17 protein-coding genes are annotated in these 17,986 nt (G+C 37.6%); 8 read left to right on the forward strand and 9 right to left on the reverse strand.

What is annotated here, in order from left to right:
* The first annotated feature begins 3 nt into the window (after positions 1-3).
* The 7 genes from CGC57_RS03450 to CGC57_RS03485 are packed head-to-tail and all read left to right on the forward strand — an operon-like array spanning position 4 to position 6,386.
* Entirely contained in the window at positions 4-465 is a 462-nt protein-coding gene (locus CGC57_RS03450) for a hypothetical protein (protein ID WP_095897970.1), read from the forward strand.
* Positions 462-1,145: a DUF2247 family protein gene (locus tag CGC57_RS03460; RefSeq protein WP_232034022.1), complete on the forward strand. Its 684-nt coding sequence runs from the start codon at positions 462-464 to the stop codon at positions 1,143-1,145. Before CGC57_RS03450 ends, CGC57_RS03460 begins: the two co-directional genes overlap by 4 nt.
* 31 nt (positions 1,146-1,176) lie before the next feature.
* Positions 1,177-4,032, forward strand: a complete 2,856-nt coding sequence (locus CGC57_RS03465; protein WP_095897971.1) for a DEAD/DEAH box helicase — start codon at positions 1,177-1,179, stop codon at positions 4,030-4,032.
* A gap of 53 nt (positions 4,033-4,085) precedes the next feature.
* Positions 4,086-4,373, forward strand: a complete 288-nt coding sequence (locus CGC57_RS03470; RefSeq protein WP_002680739.1) for a hypothetical protein — start codon at positions 4,086-4,088, stop codon at positions 4,371-4,373.
* A complete protein-coding gene (locus CGC57_RS03475; RefSeq protein ID WP_002680660.1) occupies positions 4,373-4,603 on the forward strand; it encodes a hypothetical protein in 231 nt (76 codons plus the stop codon). The genes CGC57_RS03470 and CGC57_RS03475 overlap by 1 nt, the downstream gene beginning before the upstream one ends.
* 7 nt (positions 4,604-4,610) lie before the next feature.
* The gene (locus CGC57_RS03480; protein ID WP_002680673.1) at positions 4,611-5,120 is read left to right on the forward strand and encodes a GFO_1090 family protein; all 510 of its coding nucleotides are present in this window, start codon (positions 4,611-4,613) and stop codon (positions 5,118-5,120) included.
* A gap of 6 nt (positions 5,121-5,126) precedes the next feature.
* A complete protein-coding gene (locus CGC57_RS03485) occupies positions 5,127-6,386 on the forward strand; it encodes a dihydrolipoamide acetyltransferase family protein (protein ID WP_002680760.1) in 1,260 nt (419 codons plus the stop codon).
* Positions 6,387-6,465: 79 nt separating this feature from the next.
* On the opposite strand, the gene ftsZ is transcribed toward CGC57_RS03485, so the two are convergent.
* The 9 genes from ftsZ to CGC57_RS03530 all read right to left on the reverse strand — a co-directional run bounded on the left by ftsZ (position 6,466) and on the right by CGC57_RS03530 (position 17,263).
* Positions 6,466-8,235 (reverse strand): cell division protein FtsZ, encoded by a 1,770-nt coding sequence (ftsZ, locus tag CGC57_RS03490; protein ID WP_095897972.1) that lies wholly within the window; start codon positions 8,233-8,235, stop codon positions 6,466-6,468.
* 29 nt (positions 8,236-8,264) lie between these two features.
* Positions 8,265-9,707, reverse strand: a complete 1,443-nt coding sequence (gene ftsA / locus CGC57_RS03495; RefSeq protein WP_095897973.1) for a cell division protein FtsA — start codon at positions 9,705-9,707, stop codon at positions 8,265-8,267.
* A 241-nt stretch (positions 9,708-9,948) separates the two neighbouring features.
* Positions 9,949-10,680 (reverse strand): 3-deoxy-manno-octulosonate cytidylyltransferase, encoded by a 732-nt coding sequence (gene kdsB / locus CGC57_RS03500; protein WP_095897974.1) that lies wholly within the window; start codon positions 10,678-10,680, stop codon positions 9,949-9,951.
* Positions 10,681-10,684: 4 nt separating this feature from the next.
* The gene (locus tag CGC57_RS03505; protein ID WP_095897975.1) at positions 10,685-11,392 is read right to left on the reverse strand and encodes a hypothetical protein; all 708 of its coding nucleotides are present in this window, start codon (positions 11,390-11,392) and stop codon (positions 10,685-10,687) included.
* A gap of 89 nt (positions 11,393-11,481) precedes the next feature.
* Positions 11,482-12,834, reverse strand: coding sequence for an acetyl-CoA carboxylase biotin carboxylase subunit (accC, locus tag CGC57_RS03510; RefSeq protein WP_002680793.1), 1,353 nt, complete (start codon positions 12,832-12,834; stop codon positions 11,482-11,484).
* A gap of 11 nt (positions 12,835-12,845) precedes the next feature.
* Positions 12,846-13,349, reverse strand: a complete 504-nt coding sequence (gene accB / locus CGC57_RS03515) for an acetyl-CoA carboxylase biotin carboxyl carrier protein (protein ID WP_095897976.1) — start codon at positions 13,347-13,349, stop codon at positions 12,846-12,848.
* A 44-nt stretch (positions 13,350-13,393) separates the two neighbouring features.
* Positions 13,394-14,404 (reverse strand): beta-ketoacyl-ACP synthase III, encoded by a 1,011-nt coding sequence (locus CGC57_RS03520; RefSeq protein ID WP_095897977.1) that lies wholly within the window; start codon positions 14,402-14,404, stop codon positions 13,394-13,396.
* Positions 14,405-14,482: 78 nt separating this feature from the next.
* On the reverse strand, positions 14,483-16,585 hold the full coding sequence (locus CGC57_RS03525) for a hypothetical protein (RefSeq protein ID WP_095897978.1): 2,103 nt from the start codon (positions 16,583-16,585) through the stop codon (positions 14,483-14,485).
* Positions 16,586-16,612: 27 nt separating this feature from the next.
* Positions 16,613-17,263 carry a protein-L-isoaspartate(D-aspartate) O-methyltransferase gene (locus CGC57_RS03530; protein WP_002680772.1) on the reverse strand — a complete coding sequence of 217 codons (651 nt, stop codon included), beginning with the start codon at positions 17,261-17,263 and terminating at the stop codon, positions 16,613-16,615.
* 134 nt (positions 17,264-17,397) lie between these two features.
* Here CGC57_RS03530 and CGC57_RS03535 point away from each other — a divergent pair, with 134 nt between their 5' ends.
* Positions 17,398-17,985 (forward strand): hypothetical protein, encoded by a 588-nt coding sequence (locus CGC57_RS03535; RefSeq protein ID WP_002680766.1) that lies wholly within the window; start codon positions 17,398-17,400, stop codon positions 17,983-17,985.
* Position 17,986 lies beyond the last annotated feature (1 nt).

The following is a 17,986-nucleotide window of genomic DNA, read 5'->3' on the forward strand; positions in this document are numbered from 1 at the left end:
AAAATGACAAAAGAAGAAATAAAATTTTTAGTGGTAGTATTTAGGCAAATATACCTCTCAATACAAAGGGTTAATGACGCAGAAAAAGAAGCGTATTTTTCTTTTTTCACCAAAAGAATGAAATATTACCTATATGCTCAACGTTTATTGAAGAAAAAGACGCAGCAAGAAAAAATTAAATTGAGATACATTGCTATGTACGAAACGCTTAACAAATTTATCCTTTTTGTAAAAGAAAAGCCATACCCCGCTTATGAGTTAAGGTATGAAATTTTTAAGTTTACAGCTAATATTTACAGCTATTTAGAATTAAAACTCTTTTTTAGCAATCGGAAAAAATATGCTTATGTAGAACATTACAATCAAAACGATTTATACGGACAAACTTTTGATACGATTGAAGAAGTGCTTGACAAATTAGGCTGTCACAACATCATAACCGATATTCACAACACTACAATATGATACCCCCTGAAAAAAACAGACGAGCTATAAAAGCTATACACAATTTGATGATTCGTTTAAAAGGAATTTGTAAACGTTTTAGATCTATGCGTATTTGGGAACAATATCAAGACGAAGAAGAACTTTATTGTTACCAACATACTCCAATAAAAATATTTGAAAAAGGTTTTGTTTTAAACGATTGGAGAACGGTATATGTAGGAGTAAGAAAACATTGGATCACTCCTGAAGAGGTTTTATCCTACTGTGAATATGGATATATAGAATGTACTGAAAAAATGTTCACTGGTTTATATCTATTACCTACATTTTCTGAAGAGGAATTTGTTAAACTACTAAGAAAAATATATCCTAACTCTATTTGGGACGATATAGATAAGGAAATTTTTGAAAGAGAAATAGATATAAATAAAAGTTATTATCAATTTTGGGAAGTGAAAAAATTATCAGAAATAATTGCTTCAAACAAAGATAAAAAAGATAAATTATACGAAGTAGATATGATACATTCAGAGTTTGACTTCCCCGTCGAATGGCATAGTTTTATATATTATATGCCTGCTGAAGAAGGTGAAAAAACTGGAATAAACGCTTTGTATAACAGATTGATAAAGTATGCAAACAATATTTCTCAACGACTCATTGAAACTAAAATTATAACACTCTCACAACAACACTAATTGACAAATCAACAAATCGACAAATTATCCAATGTTTTTATTTTTCGACCTTTCGTATACGCCTCTCTTAGAACTCCATTTGCCCACTGCCTATATAGGTGAAACGCAAAACGGATTCCTTTCTTTCTACAAAAAAGCTACTCCTCAAGTACTCGAAAGTTTAACCAATTGGCAATTATCATCTGCCGAAAAAGAGGCTTTGGCGTTAGTAAACAATCTGCAAACCAATGTTCTTTACAATAAATACACTAAAAAAGGAGAGACTTTTGAAAAACTATTCCAAAATCCTGCCACCAAAAAGTATATCCAAGAGCAAATAGAGGAACAAACTCACCAATTGCTTTTACTTATTGCTGAAAAAGAGTTGTTTTTAACCATCAACTATTCCCCTAAGGACGATATTCCCAAAAAAAGACGCTTTATAACTAACGAAATACTCGAACCTCTATTAGTTTTCGAGAAAAAAGAAGAGGGTATTGCCTACCGCTTGTATATAGAAGAAAACGGACAAAAACACTTGCCTCATCAGTGCCAAATTGAACTGCTCAACAACACTCACACGTGGATTACTCTAAACCAAAAAGTGGTGCGTATCGCTCACATCAAAGCGTCTCACTTGAAACCTTTTCTCAACAAAGAGGAGACTTTTATTCCTGAAAAAAATCTACAAGAATATTTTGATAAATTTCTTCAAAAAATACTGCGCAATGCCCAAGTAGAAGCTATTGGTTTTGAAATCATTGAAAAGACAAGTCTAAAAAATACTGAAATAGAACTTATCAACGATTTTTTTGCCAATCAGTACAAAATTGTACTTCATTTTGATTACGAAGGCTATACTTTTAAAAGCAATCAAAACAAAAATGTACATTCTCAACTAAAAATTGACGAAAACAACCGTATTACTATCTACAAATACAAGAGAAATACCGAGGAAGAAACTCAAATGAAGCAACACCTCACCGATATAGACTTCAGTGAGGAAAGCGGTATTTTTTCACTACAAAACACCGACCCTTTTGCAGCTTATTTTCACTTGTTACACCACCAGCAAAGGCTTAGTGAACAAGGATTTACCTTTCGCCCGTTTTTGGTAGACGGAAAAGAGGTGAATATGAGCACTTCAGAGCTTATTTATAGCAATACTAGCTCCCAAAACGACTGGTTTGACCTTTCTATTGAGGTAAAACAAGGTGAAAACAGCTTCCATTTTAAGGATTTAATCGGTAATATCAAGGAAAATAATCCTATTTACACACTTCCTAACGGAAAAATCTTTATTATTCCGCAAGAATGGTTTAGTAAATTCAGCAGTATAGCCAAACACAGCAAGCAACAAGACGGAAAACTGCAATTAGCAAAGAATAATTATGCTCTTTTAGAGGCTATTCCTGAACTCAAACCGCATAATATTGTCGAAAAGGTAACCTATACCCCCTCCCCTAACCTACGCGCAACCTTGCGACCTTACCAAGTGGAAGGCGTAGAATGGCTTTTGCAACACTATCACAACGGGGTAGGCGCTTGTTTAGCCGATGATATGGGATTGGGTAAAACCTTGCAAACCATAGCTTTATTAGTTGCCATTCACGATACTCTCCCCCTAAAAGAAAATGATTTCACCGATCTTTTTTCAGCTACCGAGCCTCAAAAAGAAGCTCTAAAAGTATTAGTAATATTGCCCTCGTCTTTGCTCTTCAATTGGTACGACGAGACCAAACGTTTTGCCCCTCATTTCAAATGCACCCAATACATAGGCAGTAGCAGTGAACGCAAAACAAAAGTACGCCGGCTTACCAATTACGATGTGGTATTCACCTCCTACCCCATTGTGGAACGCGACGGCAAAGAACTCGAAAAACTCGAATTTAGGTATATCATTTTAGACGAGAGTCAGCGTATTAAAAACAAGAATTCCAAGACCTTTAAAGCAATCAACGCTTTGAAAGCTGAGCATCGCATCGCTCTCAGTGGCACGCCTATAGAGAACGCCCTCAGCGATTTATGGGCGCAAATGCAGTTTATCAACCCCAATCAATTAGGGACTTATCCTTTCTTTTACAAACATTATGAGGTAGAAATCAGCAAGAAAAAGAATCCGCAAGCCTTGGAAGAACTCAAAACTTTGGTAGGCAAACACATTTTGCGCCGTACCAAAGAACAAGTACTCAGCGATTTACCCGATATAGAAGAACAACTCGCCTACTGCCCGATGAGTGAAGCCCAAGCCCAATGGTACGAGAGAGAAAAATCTAAAGTACGCAACCAGCTATTAGAAACCTCAGAACCCATCAGCGAGTTCAATGCTCTGCAAATGCTCACCAAATTGCGACAGATAAGCAACCACCCTGTATTAGCTGATGCCGAAAGCACTATCCCTTCAGGCAAGTATCAAGAGGTAATTAGCTATATGGAAACTCTCCACACTGCACAGCACAAAGCTCTTATATTCAGTAGTTTTGTAAAACATTTAGAACTCTTTGAAGCGTGGTGCAAAACCCATAAAATAAAGTATAGCAAACTCACGGGAGCTACCGCTACTCACGAACGAAAAAGCCAAGTAGAAGCTTTTCAAAACCAAGAAGATGTGAGTTTCTTTTTCATATCACTCAAAGCTGGTGAAGTAGGGCTCAACCTCACCAAAGCCTCGTATGTATTGCTATTAGACCCCTGGTGGAATCCATTTTCCGAACGCCAAGCCATTGCACGCGCCCACCGCATAGGACAAGAAAACAAAGTGAACGTCATCCGATTTGTAAGCAAGGATAGTATAGAAGAAAAAATCATCAAACTACAAGAAAACAAAACTGAACTATTTGAAAATGTAATAGATGAAAATCATATCGTTAGAGATATTATCTCCCAAATGGATAGCCTATTGGAATAATTTTTGTAATTTGTTCATTGTTAATTCTCAATATTTTTTTACCTTTGCGCATTATGAAGATTAAACTATTTCAATTACAGAAGAATAAACGTTTCAACTATACCCCTCGTTACTACGAAGGAAAGGAACAAGGCAACGCTTTTGAAATGGGGTCACGTATCCGCAGAGACCGCGAAACAGTAACCAACCATTTCACTGAAGAATGGCGCACTATCCGCAATGAGAGTAGGAACAAAAAAAATGCAGGAGTAAATAAAACCTTTTGGATTATACTGGCTATACTCATACTCATTACGCTCTATTTCCTTGATTTCGACCTATCTATATTCAAACGTAACTGATGAAAAAAACAATACTGATAAGTTTAATAGTCGTACTTGTAGTAGCAGGTATAGGCTATTTCCTCAAACAACGCCAAGAAGAACAGCAAGCCGCTCAAAAAGTGTACAACGAAGTAAAACAAGGCTTACTGATGATTTCTAAAGAATACAACAAAGGCGTTGAAAAAGTAGAACTCCTCCAGCAATATGAGGAAGCAAAACTCAAAATAATAAAAGAAGATCCTAAATAATAATCTTATGAAAATAAAAAGTTTAGCAATTCTATCAGCAGCTTTTGTATCAATGAGCGTAAGTGCTCAAGCCTCTTTTGAGAAATTAGAAGCTAATAAAGACATTAACACAGTAGTAGTGTCTCAAAAAATGTTTCAAATGCTCTCTAAAATAGATAGTAAAGATGCCGATGCTAAAGAATTTATGGAAGTAGCCAACAAACTCAAAGGAATGAAAATATTCACTACCGAGAATAGTACAGCGGCTGCCCAAATGAAAACTGAAGCCTTAGCTTATGTAAAAACCGCTGCACTATCAGAATTGATGCGCGTGAAAGACAAAGCTCAAAACGTGAAATTCTACACCAAAGGAGGAAAAGATGCAAACAATGTAGCCGAACTCCTAATGTTAGTAGAACCCTCAGAAACCTCTAAACAAACCGTTGTTCTATCACTCACAGGTGACATCAACCTGAACAAGATAGGTGTATTAACCAAAAATATGAACCTCCCTCAAGAGGTGAAAGACCTAAAGTAGCACAAAATGGCAAAATATGAATTGAAATTGCCCTCAATGGGCGAAAGTGTAGCTGAAGCTACTATTACCAATTGGCTTAAAAAAGTAGGCGATCCTATTGAAGCCGAAGAAACTATTGCAGAAGTAGCCACCGATAAGGTAGACTCCGAAGTGTCCTGTGATGTATCGGGCATAGTAGCCGAAATACTCTTCAAAGTAGATGAAGTAGTGAAAGTAGGTGAGGTAATGGCTATCATAGAAACTGAAAATGATGCTGAAATTGAAGCTGAAAATGGAAATGAAGATGATGCTGAAAATGAAGCTAAAAACTTAACACAGCAAATCGCTGAGATAAAAGAAACACTTGCTGCACCCATTGATTTTAGCAGTAGTGAACGCTTTTATTCGCCCTTGGTGAAGAATATCGCTAAAAAAGAAGGTATCACCCTCGATGAACTAAATCATATACAAGGTACAGGTTTGAATAACCGCGTTACCAAAGACGATATTTTAGGTTATTTAGCACATAGAACTCAAAAATCATCAATTTTTGCAACGCCTACCTCTTCTTTTGTTGAAGGAGATGAGCGCATAGAGATGAGTCGTATGGGCAAAATCATCGCTGAACACATGACGATGAGCAAGCAAACCTCAGCACACGTACAAAGTTTTACTGAAGTAGATGTTACTCGTGTTTGGCAATGGCGCAACAAAGTAAAAAAAGCCTTTGAAGCCCGTGAAGGTGAGAAAATTACCTTTACCCCTATCTTTATGGAGGCAGTAGCCAAAGCCTTGGTAGATTTCCCGATGATGAACATTTCGGTAGAAGGCAATACAATTATCAAGAAGAAACACATCAATATAGGTATGGCAACTGCCCTCCCCGACGGTAACCTCATTGTACCTGTAATTAAAAACGCTGATGCCCTTAACTTACGTGGAATGGTAAAAACTGTAAATGATCTTGCCGTACGAGCACGTGCAGGTCAGTTAAAACCTGATGAAGTAAAAGACGGCACTTATACAGTTACTAATATAGGTTCTTTTGGCACTTTATTTGGCACTCCTATTATCAATCAGCCACAAGTGGGAATTTTAGCAATTGGCGCTATTTGCAAAGTCCCTTCTGTAATAGAAACTCCTGAAGGTGATGTGATAGGTATCCGTTACAAAATGATGCTCTCCCACAGTTATGACCATCGCGTGGTAAATGGTGCTTTAGGCGGAATGTTTGTACAACGTGTTGCCGAATATCTCGAAAAATGGGATATGAACAGAAATATTTAACAACTGATTTATAACAACAAAAAAAATCTGAAAGTTCACTATGAGCTTTCAGATTTTTTCTTTTTAAGGATATTTAACTTTAGTCTACATTATCGTGCAAGAAAGAATTGTTACGTCTTATTTGCATTTCACCTGCACTATCTTTACCTACTGTAGTACGTGATTGACCTGCATTACCAAAAGTGTGATTATAGGTCTTTAGGTTAGATGAACGCTTGTTAAGCACATCAGAGATGGGAGCATCCATAGGACTGAGTTTTTGTTCTTCATCTTCAGCAAACATTCTTGTTTGTACTCCTACAGAAGTATTAGGATTGTAAGGTTGAGGAGCTTCACCACCTTTATTACTTACAAACTCAGATTGGCTTCTCTTTTCTACCACAGGCTGAGTATATTTTTCTTCAAACTCGATATCTCTTACATACATATCAAACATTTCTTCCTCTTTTATAGGAGATTTTGTTGCATAAGAAAACTCATAAGGTTCATCTCTCAAAGTATGAATGATAGGAGCATCAGGAGCTTTAGTTTGCGGTTGCTGTGGTTGAATTGATTGTTGTTGAATTGGTTGCTGTTTAACTATAGATTGTGTCTGAAAATTGTCGTCAAACTGAGTAGGAGCTGTTTTATCAACAATTACAAAAGCATCATCAGCGGTTACAACTTCGCAATCTGTCCAGATATTGAATAAATCTGAAAGAGAAAGTTCTTTTTTAATTTCTGGAACTGCAGGAGTAGGATAAGTTGTACTCTCAGGGGAGATAGAGGTTTTAACTACTGTTCCTTTTTGTTCAGTTAAATCACGAATGATAGTTTGGTTTTCTTCGAGTACGTGAATCACGCGGCGAGGTTCGGAATTAACGATTTCTTGTTGTTGTTCGGCATCAAAACCAGTGGCAATCACGATTACTGAGATAGCTTCTCCTAAACTTTCGTCTACCCCTATACCATAGATAAGGTCAGCCATATCATCTCCAGCTTTTTCTTGGATGTAGCCCATAATCTCATTGACCTCGCGTTGAGTAGCTTTTTTATCTCCATAAGTAATAAGGACAAGAGCATTTTTAGCACCTACAATTTTGTTATCGTTGAGCAGAGGGGAGTTCAAAGCACCTGCTACGGCATCGATAGCGCGATTATCACCTTCAGCCATTGCTGATCCCATAATAGCTGTACCTCCATTTTCTAAAACTGTACGGGCATCACGTAAGTCGATATTTACAAGGTAGTGTTTACTGATTACCTCTGCCATACCTTTAGCTCCTTTGAGGAGTATTTCGTTGGCTTTACCGTATCCTTCTTCCACGGTAAGGTCGTCGTAAATTTCACTTATTTTATTGTTATTGATTACGAGAAGTGAATCTACACAATCGCGTAATTTTTTAATTCCCGCTTGAGCTTGTCGGCTTCTTTTTAGACCTTCATAGTTGAAAGGGGTAGTAACGATGGCAACTGTAAGGATTCCCATATCTTTAGCTTGTTTAGCGATTACAGGCACAGCACCTGTACCCGTACCACCTCCCATACCTGCGGTGATGAATACCATTTGGGTATTTCCTTCTAAAGCGCGCTTAATATCCTCAATGCTTTCAAGAGCAGCTTGCTCTCCGATTTCAGGATTAGCACCAGCTCCTAATCCTTCGGTGAGGGTAACACCCAACTGAATACGATTAGAAATAGGGCTATACTCTAAAGCTTGAGCATCGGTGTTACATACTACGTAATCTACGCCTTTTATGCCTTCGTTATACATAAAATTCACGGCGTTACATCCTCCACCTCCTACACCAATAACTTTGATATAGTTACTGTTGTTTTTAGGAAAGTTAAATTGATAGTTCTCTTCCATATCTAAATCATAATTATTTGTTTTATACTTTACTCGTCGTCTGTTTCTCCTATATATTTAGAGACAAATTTATTGAATCTTGCCCAAAAATTCTCGCTTGTTTTAGGTTTTTCATCCTCGTCATCTCCTATAGGTTGTAGTTCTTCTTTAGTAGTAGTAACAGTAGTAGTAACAGTATCATCTACTATGGTAATATTTTGAGCTACAGGGTCTATTGGTTTTTCTTGGAATAGGGTAGTTTCTGTATTTTTTGCAGCTTCAACTTCTTGAAATTTGAGCTCTTCCAATCGTTTTTTGAATTGTTCTTCAGCTTCATTTTCAATAGCACTCATCACCAATCCTATGGCTGTAGCATAGATAGGAGAAGTGAGTCGATTATCGGAATTGCTTGCTAAGTGTTCATCAGGGTAACCTATGCGGGTATCCATTCCGGTGATATACTCTACTAACTGTACAATATGTTTGAGCTGGCTTCCACCACCAGTTAGCACGATGCCTGAAATAAGTTTCTTTTTAGGTTCTTCGTGTCCATAACTTTTGATTACGTTGAACACCAAATTGATAATTTCGCTTACGCGGGCGTGAATAATTTTGGAGAGGTTTTTAAGAGATATTTCGCGAGGCTCTTTACCTCTAATCCCTGGTATAGAAACGATTTCGTTGTCGCGATTCTCACCAGGCCAAGCGGAGCCGTATTGTACTTTTAACATTTCAGCTTGGCGTGCTAATATACCACAACCTTCTTTGATATCTTCGGTAATGATATTCCCACCTAAAGGCACCACTGCTGTATGGCGAATAATACCATCTTTAAAAATAGCTACATCGGTAGTACCACCTCCTATATCTACTAACACAACTCCAGCATCCTTTTCTTCATCGCTAAGTACAGCACTTGCTGAAGCAATAGGTTCTAAGGTGAGCCCTACGGGTTTTAAATGAGCCATCACTACGCAACGAGAAATAGCTCTTATAGCATTGACTTGCCCAATGACTAAGTGGAAAGTAGCATCTAAACGTGAGCCCATCATTCCAATAGGTTCTTTCACATCAAGATTGTTGTCTACTTTATAGTCTTGAGGTAAAGCGTGAATAATTTCCTGACCTGGAGATAAGGGGATAGAATCAACACGATCTTTGAGGTGTTTTAAGTCTTCAAAATCTATAAGTTTATCGGGGTCTTCACGTATAATATAATCGGAATGAGAGCGACTGATAATATTTTGTCCTGCAATACCAGCCACTACATTTTCGATTTCTAAACCAGTCTTTTCTTTTGCATCTTGGATAGCATCCATTATGGATTGAGAAGTTTGGGCAATATTATTCACCACTCCTTTGTTTATTCCTTCGCTTTTTGCTTGCCCATATCCTAAGATCTGAATTTTACCATATTCGTTTCTGGCACCTACCATAGCTACAATCTTGGTAGTACCGATATCCAACCCTACGTAATACTTTTTATATTTCATTTTTTCACATAAAACAATCCCATATCTCTATGAGATTGATATTTTTTTGTTTGTTTTGTTATTATATGTCTTAAGGAATTAGGCAGTTTTATCCATAACTATGTCTTGCAGGTAGCAAAGATAAATAAAAAAAGCAATTTGTATAGTAGTTTTTTATCAATAAGTTATCAACATTCTTATAAGTATTTGAAAATCATTGTTAAAGAAAATGTTAAAAAATCTGTTAATAACTTTTTATTCTCTATTTTGAGAGTCTTTGGCGAGCTTTTTCCAAATCTTTAGGGGTGTCAATACCTATAGTGGGAATATCAGTAACTGCGAGGCGTATTTTAAAACCATTTTCTAAGTAGCGAAGTTGCTCTAATTTCTCGGTCTCTTCTAACAAGGAGGGAGGCAACTGAGTGAATTGTTGCAAAGCATCTTTACGATAGGCATAAATACCAATGTGTTTGTAGTAAGGCACTGCTGTATTGGGGTCACGTGGAAAAGGAATTACACTTCTAGAAAAATAGAGGGCTTCATTAAATTTATTTACTACTACCTTCACATTGTTAGGGTTAGCGATATCTTCGGGGTTGGTAATGCATTCCATCAAACTAGCTACTGCTATATTTTGCTGAGAATCATTAGCAAAAATATCTATTATTTTTTGTAGGTTCTCTACATCGGTAAAAGGCTCATCTCCTTGTACATTTACGATTATATCTACTTCTAAATCCTTAGAGGCTTCGGCTAAGCGATCGCTACCACTATTGTGCTCTTTCTGACTGCGGATTACCTTACCTCCTACCTCACGAATCGCATTTTCTATACGGTCGTCATCGGTTACTACATATACCTCATCGAACAGATGAGTTTGTGCTACACGTTCATAGGTATGTACAATTACGGGCTTGCCACAGAGATCTTGCATCAGTTTGGCAGGGAAACGAGTTGCTCCATAACGGGCAGGTATCATTGCAATTATTTTCATATTTCTATCTTGATAATAAGTATATTACTATAATTTGCAAAAGTATATTTAGTGGGAGTACCCAAGCTAAAAATTTAGCTTTGCGACGCATCTCTATGCTGTTTTGTATATATTGTTTTACGCGTGCTACCAATCTATCACTGCGCTTCTCATAGGTATCAAGCAGAGGAGTACGATAAATTTCGGCTACGAAACCTACGACGGGTACTTGAGAGAGTAATAGCCACAATACTTTTTGAAATACTGGAGGTATTTTAGGGATAAATGAATTAAACACTCCCTTTACTTGATCTACAGTTACTACTTTTTCAGTGCTTTTTTCAGCTTTATCTACAATAGCAGCACAGATTTTGCGAATAAAAGGATCAAACTGATTAAAAACGTACAGCACATAATCTAATTGTAACAAAGAAACCATACGTTTTACAGCCAAAAATACAAAAAGAGCTCCTATAAGTAGGATAATAGCTAAATAAACTAATTGTATATATTCAAACTTAGCTGAAAAAGCGAGTATACAGCCCCCTATTATAAGAAACAAAAAATTTAATAGGAATAGTACTACTATACTTCCTGAAGATTTCATTCCAGAGGTTACCCCTAAGAGGGTCATTTCTTTGAGTTTTTCAAAATAGGTAGTAGCTCCTTGTAGCTTTTTGAGCCCAGGGGTAAGCTCAAAAGTAGTGTCGATGTTTTTGATATTATCGTTCATTGTGTTATGGTTTTAAAATGGTATAAAAGGGACTATCTTCCTTGTGAGTTAGACAGTCCCTTTTATTAATACATTCATTTTTGAGTTGCTTATTCTGCCACTTGAGGTTTCATTTTGAAGTCCTCCATAAACTTAGTGGTGTAGTTGCCAGCTAAGTAATCGGGGTCGTCCATTAGTTGCAAGTGGAATGGAATTGTGGTTTTTACTCCTTCTACTACAAATTCATCTAAAGCGCGTTTCATTTTGGCAATCGCCTCCTCACGAGTTTGTGCTGTAGTGATAAGCTTGGCTATCATAGAATCGTAGTTAGGTGGAATTACATAGCCACTATATACGTGAGTATCAAGACGTACCCCGTGACCTCCTGGAGCGTGCAAGGTAGTAATTTTACCTGGTGATGGACGGAAATCGTTGTAAGGATCTTCGGCATTGATACGGCACTCAATAGCGTGCAACTTAGGTGTATAGTTCTTGCCTGAAATAGGCACTCCAGCTGCTACTAATATTTGTTCGCGAATAAGGTCGTAATCAATTACTTGTTCGGTAATAGGGTGTTCTACTTGTATACGAGTGTTCATCTCCATAAAGTAGAAATTACGATCTTTATCTACCAAGAATTCTACTGTTCCTGCTCCTTCGTATTTAATAAACTCGGCAGCTTTTACAGCAGCTTCCCCCATACGTTTGCGAAGATCATCGGTCATAAAAGGCGATGGTGTTTCTTCGGTAAGTTTTTGGTGGCGGCGCTGGATAGAGCAATCGCGTTCAGAAAGGTGACAAGCCTTACCATATTGGTCGCCCACGATTTGAATTTCGATATGGCGAGGGTCTACGATAAGTTTTTCCATATACATAGCATCGTTACCAAAGGCAGCTCCTGCTTCTTGCATTGCGCTATTGAGGGCTTTTTCGAGGTCTTCCTCTTTCCATACATCGCGCATACCACGACCACCTCCACCGGCAGTAGCTTTTAGCATCACAGGATAACCGATTTCAGCGGCTATTTTTTTAGCGTGTTCTAATGATTCTACAAGTCCGTCGGAACCAGGTACTGTGGGCACCCCAGCAGCTTTCATAGTAGCTTTGGCAGATGCTTTATCCCCCATTTTTTCAATCATTTCGGGTGATGCACCTATAAATTTAATGCCGTGTTCTGCACAAATCTTAGAAAATTTAGCATTTTCCGAAAGGAAGCCATAGCCAGGGTGTATGGCATCGGCATTGGTAATTTCGGCAGCAGCAATAATATTAGGTATTTTTAAGTATGAATCTTTGCTTGGTGGAGGACCTATACACACAGCTTCATCGGCGAAGCGTACGTGCAAGCTATCGGCATCGGCAGTAGAATACACGGCTACCGATTTGATACCCATTTCGCGACACGTACGTATGACACGCAAGGCAATTTCTCCACGGTTGGCAATTAATATTTTTTTAAACATAGTTGTTTGGTTTAGGATGGATCCACTAAATACAAAGGTTGGTCAAACTCTACAGGAGAAGAGTCATCAACCAATATTTTAACAATCTTACCAGAAACTTCTGATTCTATTTCGTTGAAGAGTTTCATTGCCTCGATAATGCAAATCACGCTACCTTTTGATATGGTAGAGCCTACTTCTACGAATAAAGGTTTGTCTGGACCAGGACGGCGATAAAAAGTACCAATCATTGGCGATTTGATAGTAATATATTTGCTATCGTCATCGGCAGGTGTTGCAGGTTTGCTGTCGGCAGGTTCAGCTGCAGGGAGCTGTTGTACAGGTATTGACTGTTGCAAAGGCAACTGAGGTAGTTGTTGTGCTATAGGCAATTGTTGTACAAACACTTGCTCTTTGCCACTTTCATCAGGGTTTGTTTTAATGGTGATTTTTACATCTTCCATTTCCAATTTCACTTCGCTTGCTCCTGACTTGGCAACAAACTTAATTAAATTTTGAATGTCTTTTAAATCCATACGTTATATATTATATATTGTATTTTTTCTCTATGGTTGTTATTTTATTTGTGATAGTGAGTTCCATCGTAAGCCCATTTGAGGTAAACAGCTCCCCAAGTGAAACCACCTCCAAAGGCGGCTAATACTATGTTATCACCTTTTTTGAGTTGTTGTTCGTAATCATTAAGGGCTAAGATGATGGTTGCAGAAGTAGTATTGCCGTACTTATAGATATTGAGCATTACTTTTTCGGCAGGTAAGCCCATACGTTCGGCAGTGGCATCGATGATACGTTTGTTAGCTTGATGAGGAGTGAGCCATTGTATATCATCACGTGTTAAGCCGTTGCGTTTGATGAGTTCTTCGGCTATATCGGCCATTCCAGTAACGGCATATTTGAAGACAGTTTTACCATCTTGGAAGACAAAATGCTCTTTGTTAGCTACTGTTTCGGCTGTAGTAGGGCAGAGAGATCCACCTGCTTTTATGTATAGGTAATTACGCCCTATACCATCACTTCTCAACAATTCGTCTTGCACACCTAAACCTTCATAGTTAGGTTCAAAGAGTGCAGCTCCTCCTCCATCACCAAAGATGATGCAGGTAGCGCGGTCGGTATAATCGATGATAGATGACATTTTATCGGCACCTACCAAGAGAACTTTTTTATAACGACCTGACTCTATGTATTTAGCAGCTACAGAAACGCCGAACAAGAAACTTGAGCAAGCTGCTTGCAAATCGAATGAAAAAGCATTTACAGCACCTATTTGTGAAGCTACATAAGGAGCTGTTAGAGCTACAGGCATATCGGGGGTAGCAGTTGCTAAAATAACTAAATCTATTTCTTTAGGGTCGAGACCTTTTTTGCGAATTAGGTCTTTAGCGGCTTCAATTCCTAAAAATGAAGAACCTTTATTAGGGTCTTTGAGTATGCGTCTTTCTTTGATGCCTGTACGGGTGTAAATCCACTCGTCGTTAGTATCTACCATTTTTTCTAACATTTCATTGGTTAGAACATCTTCAGGTACATAACCTCCGACAGCCGTAATGGCAGCGGTTATTTTCTCCATTGTATTAAATTTTGGGCAAAAGTACATAATTATTTTTATTTAACAGCAAAAAGGAGTATATTTTTTATCAAAAGTCCGTTATTTTGCATTGAAGATAGAAAGGTGTTTTTCCATTTCTTTGAAGTCAGAAACACTCTCTTCTTCGGTTTCTACCAATATTTTCATCAGTTTCACTGCTTTTTGCTGAATAGATGAAGCGGTAGCCTTATCACCTTGAGTATAGAGCAAACAAGCCAGAGTATCAAGCATAAAAGGGTTCTCTGGGACTAAGTCTGCTGCTATTTTTGCCCATTCTACAGCTTGGGTTACTTTAGAAACATCGGTATTTTCTTCTTCAAAAACTTTCCACGCTATATTATTAGCTACTAAAGCAAATTGATATTTATAGCGCTTCCAATCGTTATTTTCTTTTTGCTGTTCAAAACGCTTGTCTAAGGCTGCAAGCACACTTCCACCTCCTTCAGCTTTCAGTGTATTGAAGTAGGTTACAAAGAAAGATGTAAGCTCATTAGGGGTGTACTTTTCATAGAAATCTACTAAGTTATTAAGAGATAACAATTGTTGTTTTTCAGCTTCTAAAAGTGTGTGTTGCAATTCTTTAAAAGGTACAACTTTATTGGTTGCTAATTCTTTAATCGTGCGGTAGAGAGAGGTAGTGTATACATCTATTTTTTCATCTTTTACAGCAGAGTAATTTTCGACCAAATAGCAAATTGCTTTATAATCGGTAAGGGTTAATGGATTGGGAGTGTTGAATACTTTATGTGAGAGGGAAACTGCTCCAAAGTTGCGCGCCAACAAATTATAATAAGATTGATTTAGAGGTTTCTTTTCGTTGTAGTGAGCTACTAAACGCTCCCACTGAGTAGCGAGTTGTGCAGGGGTAAGTTGCAAACGATAGATGCGTTCAGGTTGTAAGCCTAAAAAGTAATCAGTTTGATCCTCTTCATCCGTTTCGGCAACTTTAGGGAGCAAATAGTACAAATTCACTTTGTAATTAGCTTGAAACACATCATTCATCACTTGTAGCACTTCGGTGATGGGTGCTTGTGGATTGGTGAGTGTTTTATCCACTTTGCGTGCGAGCTCTATAGCCTGATACACCTCGGCATCCATAGCATTATTGAAATATTCAGCCTCGGGGTCTATCGGTTGTGAATAGACAATAGTTTCGTTCTCACCTACTACTATCAGCTGGGGAGTTATGGTAGAGAATCCGTGTTTTTTCAGCCATTTATGGTCTTTACGACTCGCTATATAATAAACATAAGGCAGAGTGATTTGAGGCGTTTCTTCGCTATCATCATCCTCTTCCCAATCTTTGCTATATTTATCGGTGAGATAATTCACTAATTTCTCATTCCAACCCTCAGTAGCCGTGAGTATCACCAAGAGTTGTTGTTCTTTTTTAGCTTTCTGCAAGGCTTCTTTTAGAGTCTTTTCCGGAGTAATTTCTAATTCGGCAGAGGCTTTATGAAGCTGCTGTTGCCAATTAGGTAAAGGGTTGATGCTCACTAAAGGAAACTGAGGAGAGGTGGCTTTATTTTTCTTTTTGAATAGGGCTATGGAATCTATATGTTCATCGACGACTATCAAACTTTGGGTAGGAGCATCATATACAAAATTAACCTCTTCTAACATATTGTGAGGATGAGATAGATAATTTATTTTCAGTGCATTGGTTTGTTTTCCTATAGCAAACTTTTCTACTTTCACTTTAGCATTGCTCTGATGTTCCGTAAACTGTTGTATATATTCAGCCATTTGGGTGTCTACCAAATAGAGATATTCGGTGCGAGGAATAGTTACTCGTAAGGCTTCAGAATATTTTACTGGGTGTAAAGCAGTTAGAGCAGTATAGGTCACTTCACCTTTAGCATTTTCATAACCCACATAGATATAGTTTCCCAATTCATTAGCTACATAAAATGTAAGTTCTAATTGGGATGATTTTCCCTCTTCTTTATGGAGTTCAAATGAAGGATTAGGTGCCGATGTGAAGGTAATTTTATCACCTTCAAGGGAATAACTCCCTGAGAAGAGTGTAAGATTATAGGTATTGTCGCTATTGAGATGCAACTCACCAGTATCCTGTAAATTAAATTTGTAGACTCCTTGTATATCTTTGTTTTGTGCCAAAACGCTCAAAGAGCAGAACAGTAATGGAAGTATATATTTCATAATTTTGGGCTTATTTTTATCAATTTGCTAATTTTTTTCTTTTAACATTGGTACGAATTGAAAAGTACCATAATCAGTTTTGTGAAATTCTTTTTCTGAAATGCGTTCGTAGAGTGTCATTGTTTGAGTATCATTACCTATGGGGATCACTAAACGACCTCCAATAGCTAATTGTGATAGAAGTGCATTGGGCACGTAAGGCGCTCCTGCGGTTACTAAAATACGATCGAAGGGAGCGTCGTTAGGCAAGCCTTTGTAACCATCACCAAAATACATACGCACTGGTTTATTGATGAGCTTAGGCAACAGCATTTGGGCTTGCTTGAAGAGTTTTTGTTGGCGCTCAATTGTGTAGAGTTTTACATTTAAATACAAGAGTACACTAGACTGATAACCACTACCTGTACCTATTTCTAATACTTTTTGATGTGGAGCTACTTGTAGTAATTCGGTTTGGAAAGCGACAGTATAGGGTTGAGAGATGGTTTGGTCTTCACCTATTGGGAAGGCTTTATCTTGATAGGCATGATCTTCAAAACTGCTATCCATAAACAAATGGCGAGGAATAGCGCGAATAGCAGCTAACACTCGTTCATCTTTAATTCCTTTTTCTTTGAGTAAATCAGCTAATTGATTGCGTAATCCTTGGTGTTTTAATGTGTCTTTCAGCGGTAGCATTATGTTATTTTTGGGCACAAAATTCCATCTTTTTTCTGAAGAAAAAAAACATTTTTACTATTTTTTTTAACAAAAATTGATTTATTGAAAATTTATATCTACTTTTGTAGCGGAAAAAACTAAATTAGCAAGAGATGAAACGTTTCAGCAAACTACACTTCATCGCGCTCTTTCTTTTGACTACTGCTTGTAGAGTAAGTGAAAATTCAACAGAACCTTCTCAAGTAGTGAACATAGAAGACAAGTATGAAGTAAAACTACCTAACTCTCTTACTAACCAGAACAACCTCTACGAGCAAGCCTCTCTGCAGTATGGTGACCGCAAAACAGATTTTTTTGTAGCTGTAATTGATGAAAATCGAGAGGAAGTGAATGATTTGCTTTATGAGGTTTTGAAAGATTCGCTACGCATTCGCAGCAAAAAGGCTTTTGCCAAAAAGTTTAAACTCAGAAATTACTTTGAGATTTGCAGAAAAGGTTGGGCTGAAGCTAATATGATGCGCCCTACTGCTAAGCAAATCACCGAGACGACCATTAACAAGTATCCTGCTATTGTAGTAGAAACTACAGAAGAAGTGAATGGTATGGGAGTGTTCTATGTGGTAGCAATTATCCAAACAAAGAAAACGTACTACCAAATCTTTACGTGGACATTAGCCAACAAAAAAGAGAAACATTACCAACAAATGAAGGAGATTATCAATTCATTTAAAGAATTATAAA

It is taken from the genome of Capnocytophaga sputigena (assembly GCF_002302495.1).
GTDB lineage: Bacteria > Bacteroidota > Bacteroidia > Flavobacteriales > Flavobacteriaceae > Capnocytophaga > Capnocytophaga sputigena.